This is a genomic window from Xylanibacter rarus (assembly GCF_001275135.1).
In the GTDB taxonomy this organism is placed as follows: domain Bacteria; phylum Bacteroidota; class Bacteroidia; order Bacteroidales; family Bacteroidaceae; genus Prevotella; species Prevotella rara.
Genome location: NZ_LFQU01000028.1, coordinates 22,420 through 42,512, shown reverse-complemented (window position 1 = coordinate 42,512; position 20,093 = coordinate 22,420). Strand labels below are relative to the sequence as shown.

The 20,093-nt window shown below is 50.3% G+C and carries 18 protein-coding genes and 2 tRNA genes; 10 read left to right on the top strand and 10 right to left on the bottom strand.

Features of this window, described 5'->3' with window-relative positions:
• The first annotated feature begins 248 nt into the window (after positions 1-248).
• Complete coding sequence (locus ACU52_RS12120) at positions 249-1,457, top strand: hypothetical protein (protein WP_147630869.1); 1,209 nt, start codon at positions 249-251, stop codon at positions 1,455-1,457.
• A 284-nt stretch (positions 1,458-1,741) separates the two neighbouring features.
• Here the strand turns inward: ACU52_RS12120 and ACU52_RS12115 are convergent, their stop codons facing one another.
• From ACU52_RS12115 to ACU52_RS12070, 10 genes are all read right to left on the bottom strand, one after another.
• Complete coding sequence (locus ACU52_RS12115; RefSeq protein WP_082335279.1) at positions 1,742-3,079, bottom strand: TolC family protein; 1,338 nt, start codon at positions 3,077-3,079, stop codon at positions 1,742-1,744.
• A gap of 24 nt (positions 3,080-3,103) precedes the next feature.
• Entirely contained in the window at positions 3,104-4,219 is a 1,116-nt protein-coding gene (locus ACU52_RS12110; RefSeq protein WP_053398968.1) for an efflux RND transporter periplasmic adaptor subunit, read from the bottom strand.
• A gap of 89 nt (positions 4,220-4,308) precedes the next feature.
• Complete coding sequence (locus tag ACU52_RS12105) at positions 4,309-5,553, bottom strand: ABC transporter permease (protein ID WP_021854359.1); 1,245 nt, start codon at positions 5,551-5,553, stop codon at positions 4,309-4,311.
• Between the two features lie 149 nt (positions 5,554-5,702).
• Positions 5,703-6,962 (bottom strand): ABC transporter permease, encoded by a 1,260-nt coding sequence (locus ACU52_RS12100; protein WP_021854360.1) that lies wholly within the window; start codon positions 6,960-6,962, stop codon positions 5,703-5,705.
• Positions 6,963-7,037: 75 nt separating this feature from the next.
• Positions 7,038-7,757 (bottom strand): ABC transporter ATP-binding protein, encoded by a 720-nt coding sequence (locus tag ACU52_RS12095; RefSeq protein ID WP_021854361.1) that lies wholly within the window; start codon positions 7,755-7,757, stop codon positions 7,038-7,040.
• Between the two features lie 208 nt (positions 7,758-7,965).
• Complete coding sequence (locus ACU52_RS12090; RefSeq protein ID WP_053398967.1) at positions 7,966-8,322, bottom strand: GntR family transcriptional regulator; 357 nt, start codon at positions 8,320-8,322, stop codon at positions 7,966-7,968.
• Positions 8,319-9,131: a hypothetical protein gene (locus ACU52_RS12085; protein WP_053398966.1), complete on the bottom strand. Its 813-nt coding sequence runs from the start codon at positions 9,129-9,131 to the stop codon at positions 8,319-8,321. The genes ACU52_RS12090 and ACU52_RS12085 overlap by 4 nt, the downstream gene beginning before the upstream one ends.
• Positions 9,128-9,946 (bottom strand): hypothetical protein, encoded by an 819-nt coding sequence (locus tag ACU52_RS12080; RefSeq protein ID WP_053398965.1) that lies wholly within the window; start codon positions 9,944-9,946, stop codon positions 9,128-9,130. The genes ACU52_RS12085 and ACU52_RS12080 overlap by 4 nt, the downstream gene beginning before the upstream one ends.
• A gap of 53 nt (positions 9,947-9,999) precedes the next feature.
• Positions 10,000-10,827 (bottom strand): ABC transporter ATP-binding protein, encoded by an 828-nt coding sequence (locus ACU52_RS12075; RefSeq protein ID WP_053398964.1) that lies wholly within the window; start codon positions 10,825-10,827, stop codon positions 10,000-10,002.
• Positions 10,828-10,933: 106 nt separating this feature from the next.
• On the bottom strand, positions 10,934-11,422 hold the full coding sequence (locus ACU52_RS12070; RefSeq protein ID WP_262503071.1) for a DUF3836 domain-containing protein: 489 nt from the start codon (positions 11,420-11,422) through the stop codon (positions 10,934-10,936).
• Between the two features lie 724 nt (positions 11,423-12,146).
• Here ACU52_RS12070 and pyrE point away from each other — a divergent pair.
• From pyrE to ACU52_RS12025, 9 genes are all read left to right on the top strand, one after another.
• Positions 12,147-12,779: an orotate phosphoribosyltransferase gene (gene pyrE, locus ACU52_RS12065; protein ID WP_021854368.1), complete on the top strand. Its 633-nt coding sequence runs from the start codon at positions 12,147-12,149 to the stop codon at positions 12,777-12,779.
• 55 nt (positions 12,780-12,834) lie between these two features.
• Positions 12,835-13,251 carry an SRPBCC family protein gene (locus ACU52_RS12060; protein WP_021854369.1) on the top strand — a complete coding sequence of 139 codons (417 nt, stop codon included), beginning with the start codon at positions 12,835-12,837 and terminating at the stop codon, positions 13,249-13,251.
• 106 nt (positions 13,252-13,357) lie between these two features.
• Entirely contained in the window at positions 13,358-14,695 is a 1,338-nt protein-coding gene (gene argH, locus ACU52_RS12055) for an argininosuccinate lyase (RefSeq protein WP_053398962.1), read from the top strand.
• Entirely contained in the window at positions 14,692-15,261 is a 570-nt protein-coding gene (locus ACU52_RS12050) for a hypothetical protein (protein ID WP_053398961.1), read from the top strand. Before argH ends, ACU52_RS12050 begins: the two co-directional genes overlap by 4 nt.
• A gap of 66 nt (positions 15,262-15,327) precedes the next feature.
• Positions 15,328-15,400: transfer RNA gene (locus ACU52_RS12045), tRNA-Gly, on the top strand.
• 8 nt (positions 15,401-15,408) lie between these two features.
• Positions 15,409-15,494: transfer RNA gene (locus ACU52_RS12040), tRNA-Leu, on the top strand.
• Positions 15,495-15,516: 22 nt separating this feature from the next.
• Positions 15,517-17,202 (top strand): hypothetical protein, encoded by a 1,686-nt coding sequence (locus ACU52_RS12035; RefSeq protein WP_021854372.1) that lies wholly within the window; start codon positions 15,517-15,519, stop codon positions 17,200-17,202.
• Between the two features lie 13 nt (positions 17,203-17,215).
• Complete coding sequence (locus ACU52_RS12030; protein ID WP_021854373.1) at positions 17,216-18,214, top strand: DUF4369 domain-containing protein; 999 nt, start codon at positions 17,216-17,218, stop codon at positions 18,212-18,214.
• Positions 18,215-18,431: 217 nt separating this feature from the next.
• Positions 18,432-19,982, top strand: coding sequence for a YifB family Mg chelatase-like AAA ATPase (locus ACU52_RS12025; protein ID WP_053398960.1), 1,551 nt, complete (start codon positions 18,432-18,434; stop codon positions 19,980-19,982).
• Positions 19,983-20,093 lie beyond the last annotated feature (111 nt).

The following is a 20,093-nucleotide window of genomic DNA, read 5'->3' as shown; positions in this document are numbered from 1 at the left end:
GTTTATTATATCTTTCCTGTTATTTTATCCAAAATAATGATATTTTAGGCTGATTCTGTATGTTTACGATGAAGTCTGGTTTTGTATAAACTTCAATGCCGTACTGATAAATTTGTATAAAAAACTGGTCGAATAAGTATAAAAAATAATTAAAACTATATAAGCTTGTTGTTCTTTGGCAAATAATTATTATATTTGGCAGCACTTTTAAAAAAGCTCTTATTTATTAACTTAAATCATTAATTATTATGAAAAAATTTTTACTCGTAGCAGCAATGTTCGTTTCAGTGAGTATGTTTGCACAGTCACCTTTGAAAAAGATGACAAAAGTAGACGTTAATCCTTTGACTGAGAGGACTGTAACAAAGGCACAGACCACAAGAATTTCTACAGGTATGGCAAAGGCAAAAGCCAATGCAGCTGAAAAGAATGCGTCAAACTATTATCTTGATTATGTTGATTGTGCCTATAATATAGGATTTTCAACAAGATTCCATGTGGCTGCCGATGTTGAGTTTGGAAATGACGGCAAGGTTACTTTCTCCAATATGTTATACGCCAGCATTTTTCCTGATGCAAAGATAACAGGAACACTCAATGCTGCCGGCACAGAGATAACCATTGACAACTGCCAGAAAATAGGCTCAATTCAGGGTTCTGAAGTCTTCTTGTGCAGAGCACATGTTGATCAGTCTGGCAATGTTACTTTTGATAAGGAGAATCCGTTAGTGCTCACTTATGATAAAGCAACAGGACAGATTTATGCTAAGGATTATCAGGACAGCTATCTGGCAATTACTGACGACACTTATAATGGATACTATACAATCGCTGGTAGCTTAAATTATATTCCTGCAGAGTATTTCCCGGCACCTACTACTCATAATTATTCATATACAGATTATGACGGAAAGAATCATGAAGGCACTGTATCTATGATTAACCTTAACTTGGGTAATCAGGAAGTATGCTATGTAAACGGTCTTTTCACAGAAAAGATGGAAGATAATCAGGGTAACATTCTCGCTGACTATTCTACAGCATGGACTTGTGCTGTTTACACCGAGTCTGCACTCACATTCCCTCTGTTCCAGACACTTGCAGACGACATAATATTGGCTAAATTGTCTGGCAATCAGCTTTATGATGGCAATATCGACTTTACATATGACGCTGCAAGCGATTCATATGTTCAGGACAGCAATTATGATCTGATTGACGCTTTTGCTTCTCAGCAGGGTATTGGTTTCTCAACTAGCCACAAGAACAGCAAGATTGCAAAGGCTGGTACAGCAGGCGTTGAAAACGTTGTTAATGACGGTGTGAACAAGGACGTTGTTTCTACAGAATATTTCGACCTCTCTGGCCGCCGCATAAGCAACATCCAGAAGGGTGCAGGCATCATGGTTATGAAGTATGCTGACGGAACAAGCAAGGCTGTTAAGGTTGTAAAATAATAAGACGACTCTTGCATTATTGTCGTTTAGGATGACGGCTTATTCCTGAATGACTGATTAAAATAATTTGAGTGCCATATCAATACTTTCGGATGAAAGTTTGATATGGCACTTTTTTGTATTCGCACTGTTTGGCGTCATTAATGGGATAAAAAATACCTCTGCAAAGGTTCTGCCGGCAGTATTGCCTTAACTTTTGCAGAGGTATTGATGTTTTGGGCGTGCAGTGCAGACCGTCTTTGTCTGATTACTGCTTGGCCATAACGGTATATTAGGAATTAATTTCAGAAGTCGAGCTCCTTGCCGCGGTAGAAGTCGATGAGGCTTGTGTCGTAGACATATTCGTATTTGGCTATCACAAGGTCGCTTTCGGCCTTCAGCCAGTTGTTCTTTGCCTCGTTAAACTCTGTGATGTTGGCCTTGCCGTATTCATATTTTGCCGACATGAGGTCGAAGGCTGCCTTGTTGCTGCGGCTGGCCTCCATGCTGCTTTCGTATTTGGCGCGTGCGGCAATGGTGTTATAGTAGGCCTGCTGTATCTCCTTATACAGGTTTTTCCTTACGTTGTCGAGCTGAAGCTGCTGAGTTTCGCGTTCAAGCTTTGCCGAGCGTATGCTGTTGCGTGTGGCGAAGCGGTTGAATATCGGTACGTTGAGGCTCAGACCTATATATTGGCTGAAGTTGTTGCGCATCTGTCTGCCGAAGCTTTCGGCTTTGAATCCGCTTGTCTTGTAATAGTTTGAACCTATGCCGGCGTTAAGCGACAGCGTGGGCAGCAGGGCGCTTTGGGCTATCTTGATGTTCATCTCGGTGCTTTTCAGCCTGTAGAGTTCAGCCTTTATTTCGGGCTTGAAGGTGATGGCCTCCTGATAAATCTCGTCGGGCGACGGGGGAACTGCCCCGGCCGACGGATCAATGCCGCCGGCATCGGGACGAATTATGGCGAAACCCTCGGGCGAGGGCAGTTCCAGCAGTTGTGTCAGGGCGAGCAGTGCCAGCCGGTAGTCGTTGTCGGCCTGTGTGTATGTCAGTCGGCTTTGGGCCAGTGTGGCTTCCTGTTGTGCCACGTCAACGCCGCTTGCCTTGCCGTTGCGGTACATCTCCTTGAGCCTTACTACTTGCATTGAGTCTATTGAAATCTGGCGCTGTGCCACGTCGCGCATCTCCAGGTCATAGAGAATCTGCACGTATGCCTGTGCCACCTGCACGCTGATGTCGTTGCGCGCCTTTTCCATGTCGGCCGTGGCTGCTTCAAGGTTGAGCTTGTTGAGCTCTATGGTGCGCGGAATCTTCAGTCCGCTGAACAGCGGCACGCTTGTGCCCAGCGAGAAAGACGTGCTGCTGGTGTTGGTGTCAGAGTAGGTGTTCTCTGATGTCAGACCGCGTCCGAACGACCAGTTTTGTGATGCCGAGCCGTTGAGGTCGGGCAGACGGCTGTTCTTTGCCGTGTTGAGGTCTATCTCGCGCTGCTGCTTGGTAACGTCCTGCTGCTTCACGGTGATGTTGTGCTCAAGGGCATAGCTGATGCACTGGCGCAGCGACCATCCCTGTGCAGCCTGCTCAGTCTGCGCTCCGGCGGCGGTTGCTGCCATGAGAGCTATTGAGGTTATTATGGTTTTCATGTAAAATGAGCTTTTTGGTTAGTTTTATTCGTCTGCACCGTCATCGGTAACCTTCTTAGGTCCGCGCACACGGTCTTTGGCCGACAGGCCGCTCTTTATCTGTATGTTCACGCCGTCGCTCAGTCCGGTGGTAACCTTCCTGCGCTCGTAGGTCTTGTCCTCGCCGCTGCCCTTTACGATGTAGACAAAGGTGTCTGAGCCACTGAACTCTATGGCGCTTTCGGGCACGGTCAGCACGTTCTTCGCACTTGCCAGCACTATCTCGGCGTTGGCGCTGTAGCCCGAACGTATCTTGTTGCCTTCAGGCACGCTTACGGCGGCCTTTATCTCAAACTGGTTGGCTCCGTTGTTCTCTGTTGCCTTCGGCGAAATGTATTCGAGCTGTGCGTTGAACTTCAGGTTCTGCAGTGCGCCAATGGTAATCTTCATTTCCATGCCGGTTACGAGTTGTCCCACTTCGGTCTCGTCGATGTTGCCCTTAAATATAAGGTCGCCCATGTCGGCAACCGATGCAATGGTGGTTCCGTCGTTGAAAGTGTTGCTCAGGATTACCGAGTTGCCCACCTTTACAGGAATGTCGAGTATAAGTCCGCTGATGGTTGAGCGTATGAGCGTGCTGCTTGCACTGGCATTGCTGCGCGACACACCGTCGCGTACCACCTCGAGGGCGTCAATGGCAGCTGCCTTTTCCTCTTTAGCCTGATTGAGCGTCTGGCGCACTTTGTCGTATTCGTCGGCGCTCACGAGCTGCTTGTCGTAGAGTCCCTTCTCGCGCTGGAAGTCTATTTCAGCCTGCTTAAGGTTGATGTCGGCAAGGCGTACGCGGCTTTCGGCAGAGCTTAGCTGGCTCATGTCGGGAATGACCTTCACCTTGGCTATCACCTCACCGGCCTTGACCATGTCGCCGGCCTCCTTGTAAATCTCGGTGATGATACCGCTTATCTGCGGCTTCACCTCCACCTCGTCGCGTGGCTCTATCGTGCCAGTTATGACCGTGGTCTTGTAGATGTCAGTAAACTTTGGAGTAAACTCTCCATAAGTCAGCGGCTTGGGCTGCGACTTTTGGTAAAGGAACACGAATGTTCCGATGAATATCAGAACGATAAGTGCTGCGACAATGAACTTAAAATACTTCTTCATGTTCAGTATGGTTTTAAATTATTTGTTTCTTTTTTATCAGTGATTTATCTTTTTGCAATACGGGCTGTTGTCATCATGGCCGTGTGTGCCTATTCGTCTCTCATGGCGTCCACCGGCTTTATGCTCATTGCCCTTGCAGCCGGAGCAAGGCCGGCCAGCACGCCGAGAATGCTGAGCAGGACGATGGCGCCAATGGCAGTCCAGAACTTCACCTGGAAGTGGGCTGTCACGATGCCGTCGGACGTGTTGCCGAGTTCAAGCATTTCGAGTATTATCACGGAGAACAGTATGCCGCTCATGCCCGCCACGGCCGTAAGTATGACGCTCTCGGTTATTATCTGTCCGAGAATGTTGCGCGGCGTGGCTCCTATGGCTCGCCGTATGCCTATCTCTGTTGTGCGCTCGCGCACCGTAACCATCATGATGTTGCTCACGCCGATGGCTCCGGCGAGCAGTGTGCCTATGCCGACGAGCAGGATGAGGAAGTTTACGCCGTTGAAAAGATTGTCGAGCATGCCGAAGAGCACCTCGGTGTTGAACACCATGATGCCTTTTTCGTCGGCAGGGTCAATCTGGTGGGCGTGTGCCACCACGCTTCTCATCTTGTCGGATATGCTGTTCATGGTTATGCCCGGCTTTGCCGTTACGCATATCATGTGGACGCTGTCGCCGAGGTTGTAGGCCTTCTGCATCAATGTCAGCGGCACCACTACTGACTCCTCTGTGCGTCCGTTGATGTTCATGTTGCCCGAACTGTAGTCGACGCCTACCACGTCATAATAGATCTTGTCTACGCATATCATCTTTCCGCACGGATCGCCGCCGCCCGGAAACAGGTCTTTATAAACCTTCTTGCCTATAACGCACACCTTGCGGTTCTGCTTAATGTCCATGTCGTTTAGGTAGCGGCCGTAGTACATCTTGGGCGCTTCCACCTCCTGATAGTTCGGCAGCAGGCCTTTCATTGAGCACGACGACTTCTTGTCGCTGAAGGTGGCGCTGCCTCCCCAGTGGGACAGCACCGGCGAGACAACTTCGAGCTCGGGCACCTGCTGCTTGAGGCGCTCCACATCTTTGTAAACCATGCTCCACTGGCGCCCTTTGCGGAATCCGGCATAAGGCTTGGTGGTGGGCTGTGCCCATATTATCGCCGAGTTGGTGGCAAAGCCTTCAAAGTTTTTCTGCAGCAACTCTTTCAGTCCTTGTCCTCCTCCGAGAAGCGACACAAGCATGAACACGCCCCAGAACACGCCGAATCCGGTAAGGAAGCTGCGACTCTTGTTTCTCGTAAGCGTGTCGAGAATCTCGCGGTAACGGTCTATGTCAAATCTCATCTTTTCTAATTAAGAATTATGAATTAAGAATTAAGAAAACATGCTTTTGCGGCTTTCGTTCATCCACAATTATGAATTGTGAATTATTAATTATGAATTGCCCTCATCCCTATTATGCATTATGAATTGTGAATTATGAATTAAAAAACTTATTCCGCTCTCAGTGCTTCGATAGGTCTTATCTTGGCAGCTTTGCGTGCAGGAATCAGTCCGGCAAGCGTTCCGGCAACGATCATCACTACCGTAGCCGATATGCATGTGCCGATGCCGACAGTGGGATTGTAGAACATCGTGGCTTCAAACAGTCCGCTGTCTACCTTCATCCGGCCTATCGTAGCGTCCATATATGCGTTGGCAGCCACGCCCAGCACCATGCCAATGTAGCCGAAGAAGGTGGTGATGATGATGCTCTCGGTGATAATCAGGCGCAATATCGACAGCGGCTTGGCTCCGATGGCCTTGCGTATGCCGAACTCGCGGGTGCGCTCCTTGACGGTTATCAGCATGATGTTGCTCACGCCTACGATGCCGCTGAGCAGCGTGAACAGACCTATTATCCACAGGGCGGTCTGTATTATGCCAATGCCCTTGTTCATCTGCATGTTCTGTGTGAAGCGGTTCCATATCCACACGGCACCTTCGTCGTCGGGAGCGGCGCGGTGATTGCCGTTGATGCGTGCCCTGTATTGTGTCTCAAACTCCTCGTTGTCCTTCTCTGTCTCAAGTCCGTGGAAGGAGAAAACGATGTTGCCAACCTCGTCGCCTTTGTTGTATATGGTGCGGAATGTGGTGAACGGGATGAACGCTCCTCTGTTCATGCCGCTCTTGTCGGCCTCGTAGATGCCCACCACGCGGAAAGCCATGTCGCCGACGTTGACATACTGGCCGACGAGATTGCTCACGTCGCCGGGCAAAAGCTCCTTTGCGTCGTCCTCACTCAGCACGAGCGACTTGCGCGACTGCTCTATGTCGATCTGGTTGATAAACCTGCCGTAGAGCATCTCCTTCTTGTTTATCTTCACCTCGTTGGGATAAACGCCCGACAGAGTGACGCTCACGTAGTTGGCGTCCTTTGTAAGCGTTATGCCGCTTTGCTGCAGTTCGGCTCCGGTGTCCTCCACATATTGCTTGTAGCTTTGGTCGGTCAGGGCCTTGTCTTTGTCGTTGAGGGTTATGCGCCGGCCTTCTTTCAGACCGTCGTAAGCCTTCGACGTATATCCCGCGCCCACCATCATCGAGTTGTCGAGAAACCTGTCGCTCTGTATTTTCTGGGCGTTGATGAGCCCGTTGCCGGCTCCGAGCAGGAAGATAATCATGAAGATGCCCCACGCCACGGCAAAGCCTGTAAGCGCGGTGCGCAGCTTGTTGCGCCTTACGGTGCTCCATATCTCAGCTAAAACGTCTCTCATGTTATTGTCATTGAATGTTTTTCATTAATTGTTCAGGCAGCCGTCAGACCGCCATTTCAAGCGCATTGCGCCGTGTTACTTCATCATTCCGTCGATGCCGAACGGCGAAGCGTGATGGTCGAAGTTGGTCTCTATGTTGCCTATCAGACCGTCTTTTATATGCACAATCTTGTTGGTCTCGTTGGCAACGCCGCTCTCGTGAGTAACCACAACAATGGTCATGCCGTCGTCCTCGTTGAGCTTCTTCAGCAGCTTCATCACCTCCACGCTGGTCTTTGAGTCAAGCGCACCGGTAGGTTCGTCGGCAAGAATAATCTGCGGCTTGGTTATCAGTGCCCTTGCTATGGCCACGCGCTGCTTCTGTCCGCCCGACATCTCGTTGGGATAGTGGTTTGCCCACTGCTCCAGCCCGAGCCTTTCGAGATACTCCATCGCCATGCGGTGGCGCTGCCTGCGGCCGACGCCCTGATAAAACAGCGGCAGCTCGACGTTCTCAACGGCAGTCTTGAAGGCAATGAGGTTGAACGACTGGAAGATGAAGCCTATCATGCGGTTGCGGTATTCGGCGGCGCGCGTCTCCGACAGATCCTTTATCAGCGTGCCTGCCAGGGTGTATTCGCCCGAGTCGTAGTTGTCGAGAATGCCCAGAATGTTGAGCAGCGTGGACTTGCCCGAGCCCGACGCCCCCATGATAGACACAAACTCGCCCTGCTCTATGTCTAGGTTGATGCCCTTGAGCACGTGCAGCGGCTGTCCGTTATTGTAGGTCTTGTTGATGTCCTTCAGATGTATCATTGTATTTTCCTTTTATATCATTAGACGTAATAACCTGGTTTCAGGTTGCATCATGAGCAATGTTTTTTTTCATGCGATGCCCCGGCAAACGTGTGCAGGTGTCGGCGATACCGTCAATTGTGGTTTTTCGATGGTTAGAGAGAGTGGCGGTATGCCCGTTCCCGGCGGCCAGTGCGCCTGCCGCTTGCCGTGGCACGCATGATGTTTGTCAGCCTCTTTTGTCCCAGGCTTCGCTTATGTCGGCTATTGTTATGCCGAGCATCTCCATGTTGCGGAACAGTTCGGGCAGCTTTTCTTCCATAAACTGTTCGCGCCTTTCCTGCAGAATCATGTCCTTGGCTCCCTTCGTTACAAAGTAGCCCAGTCCTCGCCTGTTGTATATTATGCCGGCGGATGCCAGAAGATCATACGACTTTACGGCGGTGTTAGTGTTCACCTCGAGCAGCACGGCATATTCGCGTACGCTCGGAATGCGCTCGTCGTCGTTATACTTACCGGTCAGAATCTCGTCGCAAAGGCGGTCTGCTATCTGTACGTATATGGCTTTGTCGTTGTTGAACTTCATAAATTAATCAGTTTGTTGTTTATCACCTGCATGCGGCTGTATAGCCTGTAGGCCATAACCCAGTTGAATATGCCCAATAGGGCGAATGCCGTCATTGCTGTATATGCCGCGGTTTCTGCCGTCATTGTAATATCTGCTGTTGCCGTACCGCTGCTGGATTTGGATACAATCCATACCAGTGCAACGATGAGTATGACGTGTATGGCTGAGACGATGACGCTATTGTAGCGGTTTAGCAATATGCTTCCGAGAACATAGAGCGACTGTGCCCAAAGCAGCCATGCCGCACATGCCGCATAGACGGCTGCCGACTTGACGCCAAGGATGTACATGTCGCCGGCCACGCGGCTTATGTTGAAGAACACAGGGATGCCCCATTGTATCCAGTCGAGTCCCAATGCGGCGAACAGCGCCACGCGTATCACGTCGGCAAGGCAGAACATCAGGGCCATGCCTATAAGCTGTATGGCGAGCCATGCCATGTGAGAGAGAAACTTCTCAAGGGCTGTTGCCGGCAGCATCTTTACCGTTATGCGCTGCTGCTTGGTCTTGATGTTCTGACAAAACCATGTTCCGCTGATGATAACCCAGAAGAAGTAGGCCATGCCGCAGCTTCTTATCGCCCTTATCAGCGTAAGCTGCTGCATGTCGGCCGGAATGCCTTTGTAGCTTGCAGTGACGGTGTTCATCAGAAGAATAAACAGATATACTGCGAGAGCGAGGAACAATACTCTTATCATTGTATTGCGTGAGTATCGCTCAATCCATCTGAATGTGATGCCGAAACGGCTATAGTTGAAATTGCTCATAGATTGATCCATTTATTGTTGATAACTTGCGAGCGCTTGAACAGCCTGTAGGTCAGCCACCAGTTTAGCAGACCGACCATTATGGCGACGGCCGTATAAACATAAGCAATGGTGTTCACGAACTTCAAACCTTCCTTGGCTGACAAAGGAATATAGGATATTATTATCAGCGACAGTATGCCGAGCGCGAAGTGAGCGCATGAGGTAAGTATAAACTGGCGGCGACGGAAGAAGGCTCCGCCCAGAACGTAGAACGAGTGAGCCCAAAATGCCCATGCATTGACGGCCATAACGCCTGCTATAAAGTCCAGCCCCCAGGCTGTCATGCGCATTGAGTGTGTGTCTGCCGGGCCAAACCACATGTTGAGCACGTCGGGTATGGTGCTGTAGGTTCCGTGAGAGCCTGATATGAAGCAAATCAGCATGCGGCAGAAGTCGGCCAGACAGAACGCTACGACGCCGATAAGCATCCATACCACCGTGATGTATAGTACGCGGACGATAAACTTCTCGAGGTCGGATGCCGGCAGCATCTTGAACGTTATGCGCTGCTCCTTGGTCTTCATGTTGTTCATAATCCAGCATCCGCTGATCATTGTGTACACCCCGAAGAAGAACGTGCATACCAAGGTGGCGTTTTCTATGCTTGCGTCTGCCACGATGTCGGGCTCGCCTTGTGTGCTTATAACCGACATTATGAACGGCACCATGTATAGGAAAAACATGCATCCGGCTATGGTTGCAATCTCTTTCTTGGTGGCCATGGCCGACCATTTGAGCGTCTGTATGAATCGTTTTGTATTAAAGTTGCTCATCTTGAATCGTTTTTAGTCTTATATTCTATGTGTGTCTTGCGCTGCATAGGCTGTTATTCGCCCGGCAGCAGCTTCTTTGTTACGGCGTTGAAGAGCAGTTCGAGGTTGAGCTGAGTTTCGTCTTCGTCCTCGCGTCTGCGTGTTATCACGGCGTTGCCCTGCAGCGACGGCTCGGCGTATATTACGTCGTCGGCCGGCTCGCCCATTGAGCGGAACTCAAAGCTGTACTTGCTGCAGATGTCGGCCACCGACTCGTTGAGCAGCAGCTCAGAGTGGTCGAGTATCATGATGTGGTCGAGCAGCGACTCAACGTCGTGCACCTGATGGGTTGATATTATCATGGTGCGGTCGTCGCTCATGTTGTTTGCCACCACCTTGCGGAACTGGCTCTTCGACGGAATGTCTAATCCGTTGGTAGGCTCGTCCATCAGCAGCAGCTTGGTGTTGGCTGCCAGGGCGAAGCTCATGTACACCTTCTTCTTCTGTCCCATGGAAAGTTCCTTGAGGTTGATATCGGGCGTAAGCTCAAAGTCGCTCAGACAGCTGTTGAGCACCTCGCGGCTGAAGCGCGGATAGAACGGCTCGTTCATCTTGACATAGGCGTCGAGGCTCATCGGCATCAGCTCAAACTCCTCGGGCACGAGGAATATCTCGCTCAGCACGGCAGGGTCGTGGCGGTCGGTCTCGATGCCGTCTATGGTTATCGTGCCTTGCTCCTTGCGCAGCAGTCCGCTGATGAGGTAGAGCAGGGTAGACTTGCCCATGCCGTTCTTGCCGAGCAGTCCGTAGATGTTGTTCTCGCTGAGAGACAGGCTGAAGTTGTTGAACACATATTGCTTTGCGCCTGCATATCTGTATTTAAGGTTGCTTATTTCTATCATATCGTTTCTTTTTATTTTATGGGGTGTTTGTTGTTAATGGGAGAGATGGAAGTAATGGGAAGGATGGGGCAGTGGTGGTGATTATTGCTGCCGCTGCGCGCTCCTCTTACAGCAGGCTTGCCAGCAGATAGCCGTCGGTCTGTGTCATCACAAGCATGTTGTCCACGGCGAGCATCTTGCCCTCGGCGTCGCTCCATTCATAGTTTGTAACGGCCATCACATTACTCATTTCATGGCGGTATTCGGTGCGGCTGTCAGGGCGGTTGAAGCTCTTGCTGCGACTGTTCCATGTGCATCTTTCAACGGCATATCCGTCGGCCGTGTAGCTGAAGTCGAGGCGGAAGGCAGGCACATACTTGCCCGTCAGACTGTTGTAGCGGCTTGCCGTCTTGGCTGTCAGTCGTCCTGCGGCGTCGTAAGTGTAGCTGTATTTCAGCTTTCCGCTGAGGCTTTTGCCGCTCTTGTTCATTACATACATTGTGCTGACCTGTCCGTTCTCAATGTCTGCGTTATATGCATATTGCGAGTTTGCGCTTCCGGCGGCGTTAAGATACATCGCCATGATTGTTGCTGTTGTGATAATAGTACTCATAATTGTTAATGTCTTTAATTGTCAATAATTGTTTGTCTGTTAATGTCTTATAGTGTACTAGTTTATTAGTACACTGCAAATGTAGACTAATAAAACATAACTTCCAAGCATTTGGACAAGAAAATGCAATTAAGGTGCAATTTTTAACGTCTGTTTGCAATCTGTGGCTGAATATTGCGGGGATATAAACAGAATTTAAGAAAAATACCGCTAATGAAGCCGCAATAGCCATGCTGAGGCATGCCGGCTGGTAGTGCGATATGCAATATAATAAGGTGTATGAGGTGTACTATGTCCCTGTGCCGGGTGTACTACGTGTATGACATACCCATGCCGCGGCACGCTGTCAGACGACAGAATATCGGGCGTATTCTAAAAGGTATCCTTTCGCGTTGCAAAAGGGCACCTTTTAGCCTGCAAAAGACGGCCTTTTAGAGCCTAAAACATGGCCTTTTGCAATGCGTTGAATATCAGACGGTTATGAAAGACGATGGAAACCATGCTCTGAATTACCTTTCCGGCGATGCCGGATGCGCAGCGGTGTCTGGGGCGTAACATAGTCGTGATGCGCACGTTTAGGGCAAAAAAGGCCGGATAATTTGGTTTTGCACCCAAAAAAACGTAACTTTGCAGGATGAAAAGGCGGTGAGCCGGGCACGACGGCAAACAAGGCATGAAGGCCGGCGCGCCGCCCGGCATAATTTAAAACAATAAAAACAATACAAATATGGACACACTGAAAAAAGCATTTGCATCAAAGCTGCTGAAGATAAAGGCTATAAAGCTTCAGCCAAACAATCCGTTCACATGGGCTTCGGGATGGAAGTCGCCCTTCTATTGCGATAACCGCAAGGCCCTGTCGTATCCTGACCTGCGCAGCTATGTGAAGCTCGAGCTTGTGCATGCAGTGCTTGAGCATTTCCCGCAGGCTGATGCCGTTGCCGGCGTTGCCACAGGAGCCATAGCTCAGGGAGCGCTCGTGGCCGATGCTCTCGGTCTGCCGTTCGTTTATGTCCGCAGCAAGGCTAAAGACCACGGCATGGGCAACCTCATTGAGGGTGAGCTGCCCGAAGGCGCAAAGGTGGTTGTCGTTGAAGACCTTATATCTACAGGCGGAAGCAGCCTTAAGGCTGTTGAGGCTCTGCGCCAGGCAGGCGTTGAGGTGGTAGGTATGGTTGCATCTTACACTTACGGATTCCCCGTTGCACAGAAGGCGTTCGAGGATGCCGGCGTAGAGCTGGTAACTCTTACCGACTATGAGCACGTAGTGGCTGAGGCTGTTGAGACAGGATATATCTCTGAGGCCGACGTAGAGCTGCTGCACGAGTGGCGCAAGGATCCTGCTAACTGGAAGAAATAACACTAACAGCACATACGCCGCAGACAGCGGCGGTGTGGATAACACAAATAGAGACATGAGCAGCAAGTATGAGAGCGGAGTGAAGCAGATACCATATCCGCAGCAGAATGTTTATGAGCGGCTTAGCAATCTCGAGAACATCGAGAAGGTGAAAGACCGCATACCGGCCGACAAGATCAACGACCTGACGTTCAGTCGCGACAGCGTGTCGGTGAGCGTGCCGCCCGTGGGCAGCATAACGCTCAACATCATCGAGCGCGAAGAACCCAAGTGCATAAAGTTCGAGACGGCCAACTCGCCCGTGCCTTTCACCATGTGGATACAGCTCTTGCCCGTAACCGACACCACAAGCAAGATGAAGGTTACGGTTAAGGCCGACATACCCATGTTCCTGAAGCCCATGATAGGCAGCAAGCTGCAGGACGGCGTTGACAAGATTGCCGACGCGCTGGCAGCCATTCCTTACGAGTAGGCCGCGGCGTTTAGGGCTTATACCTTATATAATAAATGCAGCCCCATTACGGCCGGGCGCGCAGACGCCGGCCGCAGTGGGGCATTATGATAAAATTAGTATTGCGATGTCAAATAAACTTTGGGAGAAAAATTACGGAATTAACGAAGAGATAGAGCGGTTCACCGTAGGGCGCGACCGCGAGATGGACATGTATCTGGCCAAGTATGACGTGCTGGGCTCAATGGCACACATCACCATGCTCGAGTCGATCGGACTGCTTGGCAGCGACGAGCTTAAGGCACTTCTGGCCGAACTGAAGAACATCTATGCCGTGTGCGAGCGCGGCGAGTTTGTCATTGAGGACGGCGTAGAGGATGTTCATTCGCAGGTGGAGCTCATGCTTACGCGCAAGCTTGGCGACATGGGCAAGAAGATTCACAGCGGACGCTCGCGCAACGACCAGGTGCTGGTAGACCTTAAACTCTTCATCCGTCATGAAATCAGAGACATCGCAATGCTCGTCAAGGTGCTTTTCGATGAGCTGATAGAAAAGAGTAACCAGTTTAAGGACGTGCTCATGCCCGGCTACACCCATCTTCAGGTGGCCATGCCCAGCTCGTTCGGCCTTTGGTTCGGAGCCTATGCCGAGAGCCTTGCCGACGACATGCTCTTCCTGCAGGCTGCATGGCGCATGACCAACCGTAATCCGCTGGGCAGCGCTGCCGGCTACGGCTCGTCGTTCCCGCTCAACCGCACCATGACAACCGAGCTGCTGGGCTTCGACACGATGAACTATAACGTGGTGTACGCTCAGATGGGGCGCGGCAAGACAGAGCGCAACGTGGCATTTGCCATGGCGTCGATAGCCGGCACTGTGGCCAAGATGGCATTCGACGCCTGCATGTTCAACAGCCAGAACTTCTCGTTCGTCAAGCTCCCGAAGGAGTGTACCACAGGCAGCAGCATCATGCCCCACAAGAAGAATCCCGACGTGTTCGAGCTGATACGCGCCAAATGCAACAAGCTGCAGGCGCTGCCGCAGCAGATTGTGCTGATAATGAACAACCTGCCGTGCGGCTATTTCCGCGACCTGCAGATTATCAAGGAGTCGTTCCTTCCTGCTTTCGACGAGCTTAAGGACTGCTTGCAGATGGCTGCCTACATCATCAACAAGATGGAGGTAAACCGCAACATCCTCGACAACAAGATGTACGACCTCATGTTCTCCGTTGAGGAAGTAAACCGCCTTGCGGCTGCCGGCATGCCCTTCAGAGACGCCTACAAGAAGGTTGGACTCGACATCGAGGCAGGTCAGTTCGTGCCCGACAAGAACATACACCACACCCACGAAGGCTCTATCGGAAACCTCTGCAACGACAAGATACAGGCTCTCATGGAGCAGTGTCTCGACGGTTTCCACTTCGAGAAAATGGAAAATGCTGAGAAAAACTTACTGAAATGAAAAAGTACACCTATTATATAATATCCCTTCTGGCACTCTTCGTGTCGTGCGACGATGCCGAGTTTGAGTTCAGCAGCGACTCTTGCTACTTCATATTCGACAACAGCGCCAACCGCAGTCCTATGCTCGGCACGGCCATGAATTCGCTTTCGCCAGGCGTGTTCTGCCATGCGGCAGTGAGCGGAAGATATTTCGTGTTCAACACAAACACCGCTCCCGGACAGACCGAGCGCGTGGCATTCAATGCCGTCGACGAGCAGCGCACGCTAATCCTCGGGGCATATAACGAGAGCGGAATTATCGTGGGCTACGGCAACCTAAACTCGCCGGCCATCTTCTATGCCTACGACAATCAGTGCCCAAACTGCTACAAGGAGAGTAACCTGCCGCGCTACGGACTTACGATGGACACAACCGGCAAGGCGACATGCAAGAGCTGCAAGCGCGTGTACGACATGAACAACGGCGGAATCATATCCAGCGGCGATCCCGGAGACAAACTTATACGCTACAGATGCAGTACAACGGGCCCGACAGGCGTGCTTTCGGTCATTAATGGGCAGTGAGAGTATTAAAATGTGTAAATTAGTTTGCTCTTTCGAGAAATAAACTTATCTTTGCACTGCTCTAATGCGGAAATAGCTCAGTTGGTAGAGCACGACCTTGCCAAGGTCGGGGTCGCGGGTCCGAGTCCCGTTTTCCGCTCTAGTGGAGCCGCAATGGTGGAATTGGTAGACACGAGGGACTTAAAATCCCTTGGCCAGTAATGGCTGTGCGGGTTCGAGTCCCGCTCGCGGCACTTATATCTAAAACCTTTCATTATGAAAAAAAATCTTATCTTATTCTTATCGGCAGCATCAGTGATTGCACTGTCTTCTTGCTCTTCTAAGCTTGGAGAGTTGTCTGCTGACAATTTCAATGTTACACCTAATCCGCTCGAGTCTAGAGGTGGACAGGTGGCTGTAACAATCAATGGTACATTCCCCGAGAAGTACATGAAGAAAAAGGCTATGGTTACAGTTATCCCCGAACTGCGTTATGGCAACGGACAGGCTGCACAGGGTCAGGCTGCTAAGTTCCAGGGCGAAAAGGTTGAGGGCAACGACCAGACAATTGCTTACAAGGCTGGAGGTAACTATACAATGAAGTCTAACTTCAAGTATGTTCCCGAAATGCAGAAGAGCGACCTTTATATGACTTTCGATGCTTATGTTGGCAAAAAGAAGAAGAAGGTAGAGATTCCTGCTGTTAAGGTTGCTGAAGGTGTTATCGCTACATCTGAACTTTATAAGAATACTCTCGCCGGAAGCGGCGCTTGCATCGCTCCCGACACATTCCAGCGTGTTAGAGATCAGAGACAGGCTGCTCAGATTAAGTTCCTCATCAACCAGGCTAACCTGCGCAAGAGCGAGCTGAAGAACAACTCTGTTAAGGAGTTTGTTGAGCTGCTTAAGAAGATCAACGCTGATAAGGAAGGTCTGAACATCAAGAACGTAGAGGTTTTGGCTTACGCTTCTCCTGATGGTGGATTCGACTTCAACGACAAATTGGCTAGCAAACGTCAGGATGTTTCTGTAGACTACGCTAAGAAACAGCTTAAGAGCGCTAAGGTTCAGTCTGACGTTACCGGTAAATATACTGCACAGGACTGGGAAGGCTTCCAGCAGCTTGTTCAGGCTTCTGACATCCAGGACAAGGACGTAATCCTCCGAGTTCTTTCTATGTATCAGGATCCTGAAGAGCGTGAGCAGCAGATCCGCAACATGTCTGCAGGTTTCCGTGAGCTCGCTGACGGTATTCTTCCTGAACTCCGTCGTTCTCGTCTGATCATCAACTATGAGACAATCGGCCGCAGCGACGAGCAGATTAAGGAGCAGTATAAGGCTGACGCTACAAAGCTTAGCGTTGACGAACTTCTTTACTCAGCTACTCTTGAGGACAACGTAGACGCTCAGGAGGCTATCTACAAGAAGACTATCGAGGTTTATCCTAACGATTACCGTGCTTACAACAACGTTGCTGCTATCGAGTTCGCTAAGGGCAACGACGCTGAAGCTAAGAACTATCTGGCTAAGGCTCAGTCAATCAACGGCAATGCTGCTGAGACTAACGCTAACCTTGGCTTGATGGCACTGAAGAACGGCAACGTAAGCGAGGCTGAAAACTATATCGCTAAGGCTAACGGAGCTGGTGACTACAACAAGGTTCTCGGTACTCTGAACCTCGCTAAGGGTGACTATGCTACAGCTGAGCAGAACCTCAACGGTATCAACTGCAACACAACTGCTTTGGCTCAGATTCTTAACAAAAACTATGCCGGTGCAGCTAACACTCTGAACAGCATCAAGAACAAGGACGCTATGACAGACTATCTGCAGGCTATCCTGAATGCTCGTCAGGGCAACGACAGCGCAGCTTCTTCTTATCTGAAGAGCGCTCTGCAGAAAGATCCTTCACTTGCAACATACGCAAACAACGATCTTGAGCTGGCTAAAATAAGCAAGTAAACATCGCTGACGCATGAAGCGATTGATATATCTTACGCTCACCTTGGTTTTGGTTGCCTGCGGAACACGCAGAGGCTATTTCAACTTGGATGGCCGATTACTCAACCTTAACCAAGGTGAGTTTTATGTTTACAGTCCTGACGGTGTGTTCGACGGCATTGACACGATAAAGGTTGAGGGCGGACGCTTCACTTTTGAGACGCAATGCAAGGAGAGCGGCACGCTCGTCATCGTATTTCCAAACTTCTCCGAAGTGCCGGTCTTTGCCGAGCCGGGCAAGTCTGTTTCCGTAAAGGGTGACGCATCACACCTTAAGGAAATTGAGATTGAAGGTACAAAGGAGAATGAACTTATGACGGCTTTCCGTCAGCAGCTCGTAAAGGCGTCGCCTCCTGAGGAGATGTCTTATGCTGAGAATTTTGTGAAAAACAATCCGGCTACGGCTGCCAGTGTGTATGTTCTTAAGAAATACTTTATCCTCGTTCCAGATGTAAACCTTGACAAGGCTGCAAGTTTGGCTGATATAGTTTACAAGGCACAGCCGAAGAACGGTGAGGTTGCACGCATTGTGCGTTATGTGAAGATGATGAAAAACAATGCGGGTGGAGCCAGAATACCGTCGTTCTCTGCACAGGATATCAACGGAAAGAATATTTCCGCTTCATATCTTCAGGGTAAAGTTGCCGTTGTCTATACATGGGCAGAGTGGAGCTATGAAAGCCGAAACATGCGCGACAGGCTGCTTAGACTGAAAAATGAGTATGGAAATAAACTTGCGCTGATGGGCATAAGCCTTGATGCAAGCAAGCGTACATGCAGTTTTGCTGTGCGCAGTGACTCTACGGCATCGCCTGTAATATGCGATCAGCTTATGTTTGAGAGTCCGCTTCTTGAGACCTTCGGCCTTGGACGCGTGGCAGACAACATTGTATATAATGCGCAAGGACGAATTGTAGAGCGCAGCCTGAACATCAATGAGCTTGAAACTAAGCTCAAGGTGCTGCTTAATTAACGCTGTGCTTTTGCCGTTTGCCATTGTCTGCACCCTGTTGTGAGGTGCGAAATTGTGACATTGGTGATGCCGGCAGTTGGAGTTTCAGCATGAACTTTTGTCTGTTTCTGAGCGACAGACATTATTGCTATATGAATACATTTGTAGAGTTAGCGCGGTTTTTCGCAGCTAACTCGATTTGTAATTGACACAAGATTAATTGGATAATTGGTGATATATGCTTGTAAAAACTTATTGTGCGGCCGTCAATGGCCTCGACGTAACAACCGTTACCGTTGAGGTTAGCGTGTCGCGAGGTGTGCTTTATCATCTCTCCGGCCTTGCGGATACAGCTGTGAAGGAGAGCCGCGACCGTATTGTGGCAGCCCTTCAGAATAATGGTATAAAGTTTCCCGTTGCCGACATTACCGTGAATATGGCTCCCGCCGATCTCCGTAAAGAAGGCAGCAGCTACGACCTGCCGCTGGCAATAGGCATTCTGGCTGCTATCGGAAAGGTGAAGCCAGATATGCTGTCAGAGTATATGATAGTAGGTGAGCTTGGGCTCGACGGCATGATACAGCCCGTGAAAGGTGCCTTGCCGATATCTATCAGGGCACGCAAGGAAAAGTTTAAGGGACTGATTGTGCCCAAACAGAACGAAAGAGAGGCTGCCGTGGTGAATAACCTTGACGTCTACGGCATGGAGAGCATAATGGATGTTGTGAACTTCCTGAACGGTGAGGGCGACTATAAGCCTACCGTTGTCGACACGCGGCGTGAGTTTTACGAGCATCAGAGCCATTTCGAACTTGATTTTGCAGACGTTAGAGGGCAGGAAAACGTTAAGCGCGCGATGGAAGTTGCGGCTGCAGGAGGCCACAACATGATAATGATAGGTCCGCCCGGAAGCGGCAAGTCAATGATGGCCAAGCGCCTTCCGTCGATATTGCCTCCGCTCTCACTGGCCGAAAGTCTTGAGACTACGCAGGTGCATTCTGTTGCCGGAAAGCTGGGTAAAAACATGTCGCTGATATCACAGCGGCCGTTCCGTTCGCCGCATCACACCATATCACAGGTGGCACTCGTCGGCGGAGGAATGAATCCGCAGCCCGGAGAAATATCGCTTGCACACAACGGCGTGCTCTTTGCCGACGAACTTCCGGAGTTTAACAAGTCAACTCTTGAGATGCTGCGCCAGCCGTTGGAAGACCGCAAGATAACCATTTCGAGAGCAAAATACACCATAGAATATCCCTGCTCGTTCATGTTTGTGGCCTCGATGAACCCGTGTCCGTGCGGATATTACAACGATCCTACCCACCATTGTGTGTGCACGCCGGGACAGATACAGCGCTATATGAACAAAATCAGCGGTCCGCTTCTCGACCGCATCGACATACAGATAGAGATAACGCCCGTGCCCTTCAAGGACATATCTCGTGCAGCACCGGGCGAGAGCAGTGACGTAATACGCGAAAGGGTTATCAAGGCTCGCCACATACAGGAGGAAAGATTCAGGGAATGCAAGGGAGTTCACTGCAATGCGCAGATGAGCGAGCGCATGATACACCAGTATGCCGAGCCCGGCGAAGACGGCATAGAGATGCTGCGCATGGCCATGGAGAGGCTAAACCTGTCGGCACGTGCCTATAACCGCATACTGAAAGTGGCGCGCACCATAGCCGATCTTGAGGCTTCTGAGCGTGTGTTGCCGCAGCATCTGGCTGAAGCCATAAGCTATCGTAACCTCGACAGGAGCGACTGGGCCGAGCGCGGAGGCGCATAAGGAATGTTGCTGCCGGCTTTACAGCAGGAAAAATAAAATAACAGTAGACCTTTATAATTGACAATAAACAAAAGGAAACATGAATGTAGGTATAAAAATCCAGAACATTCA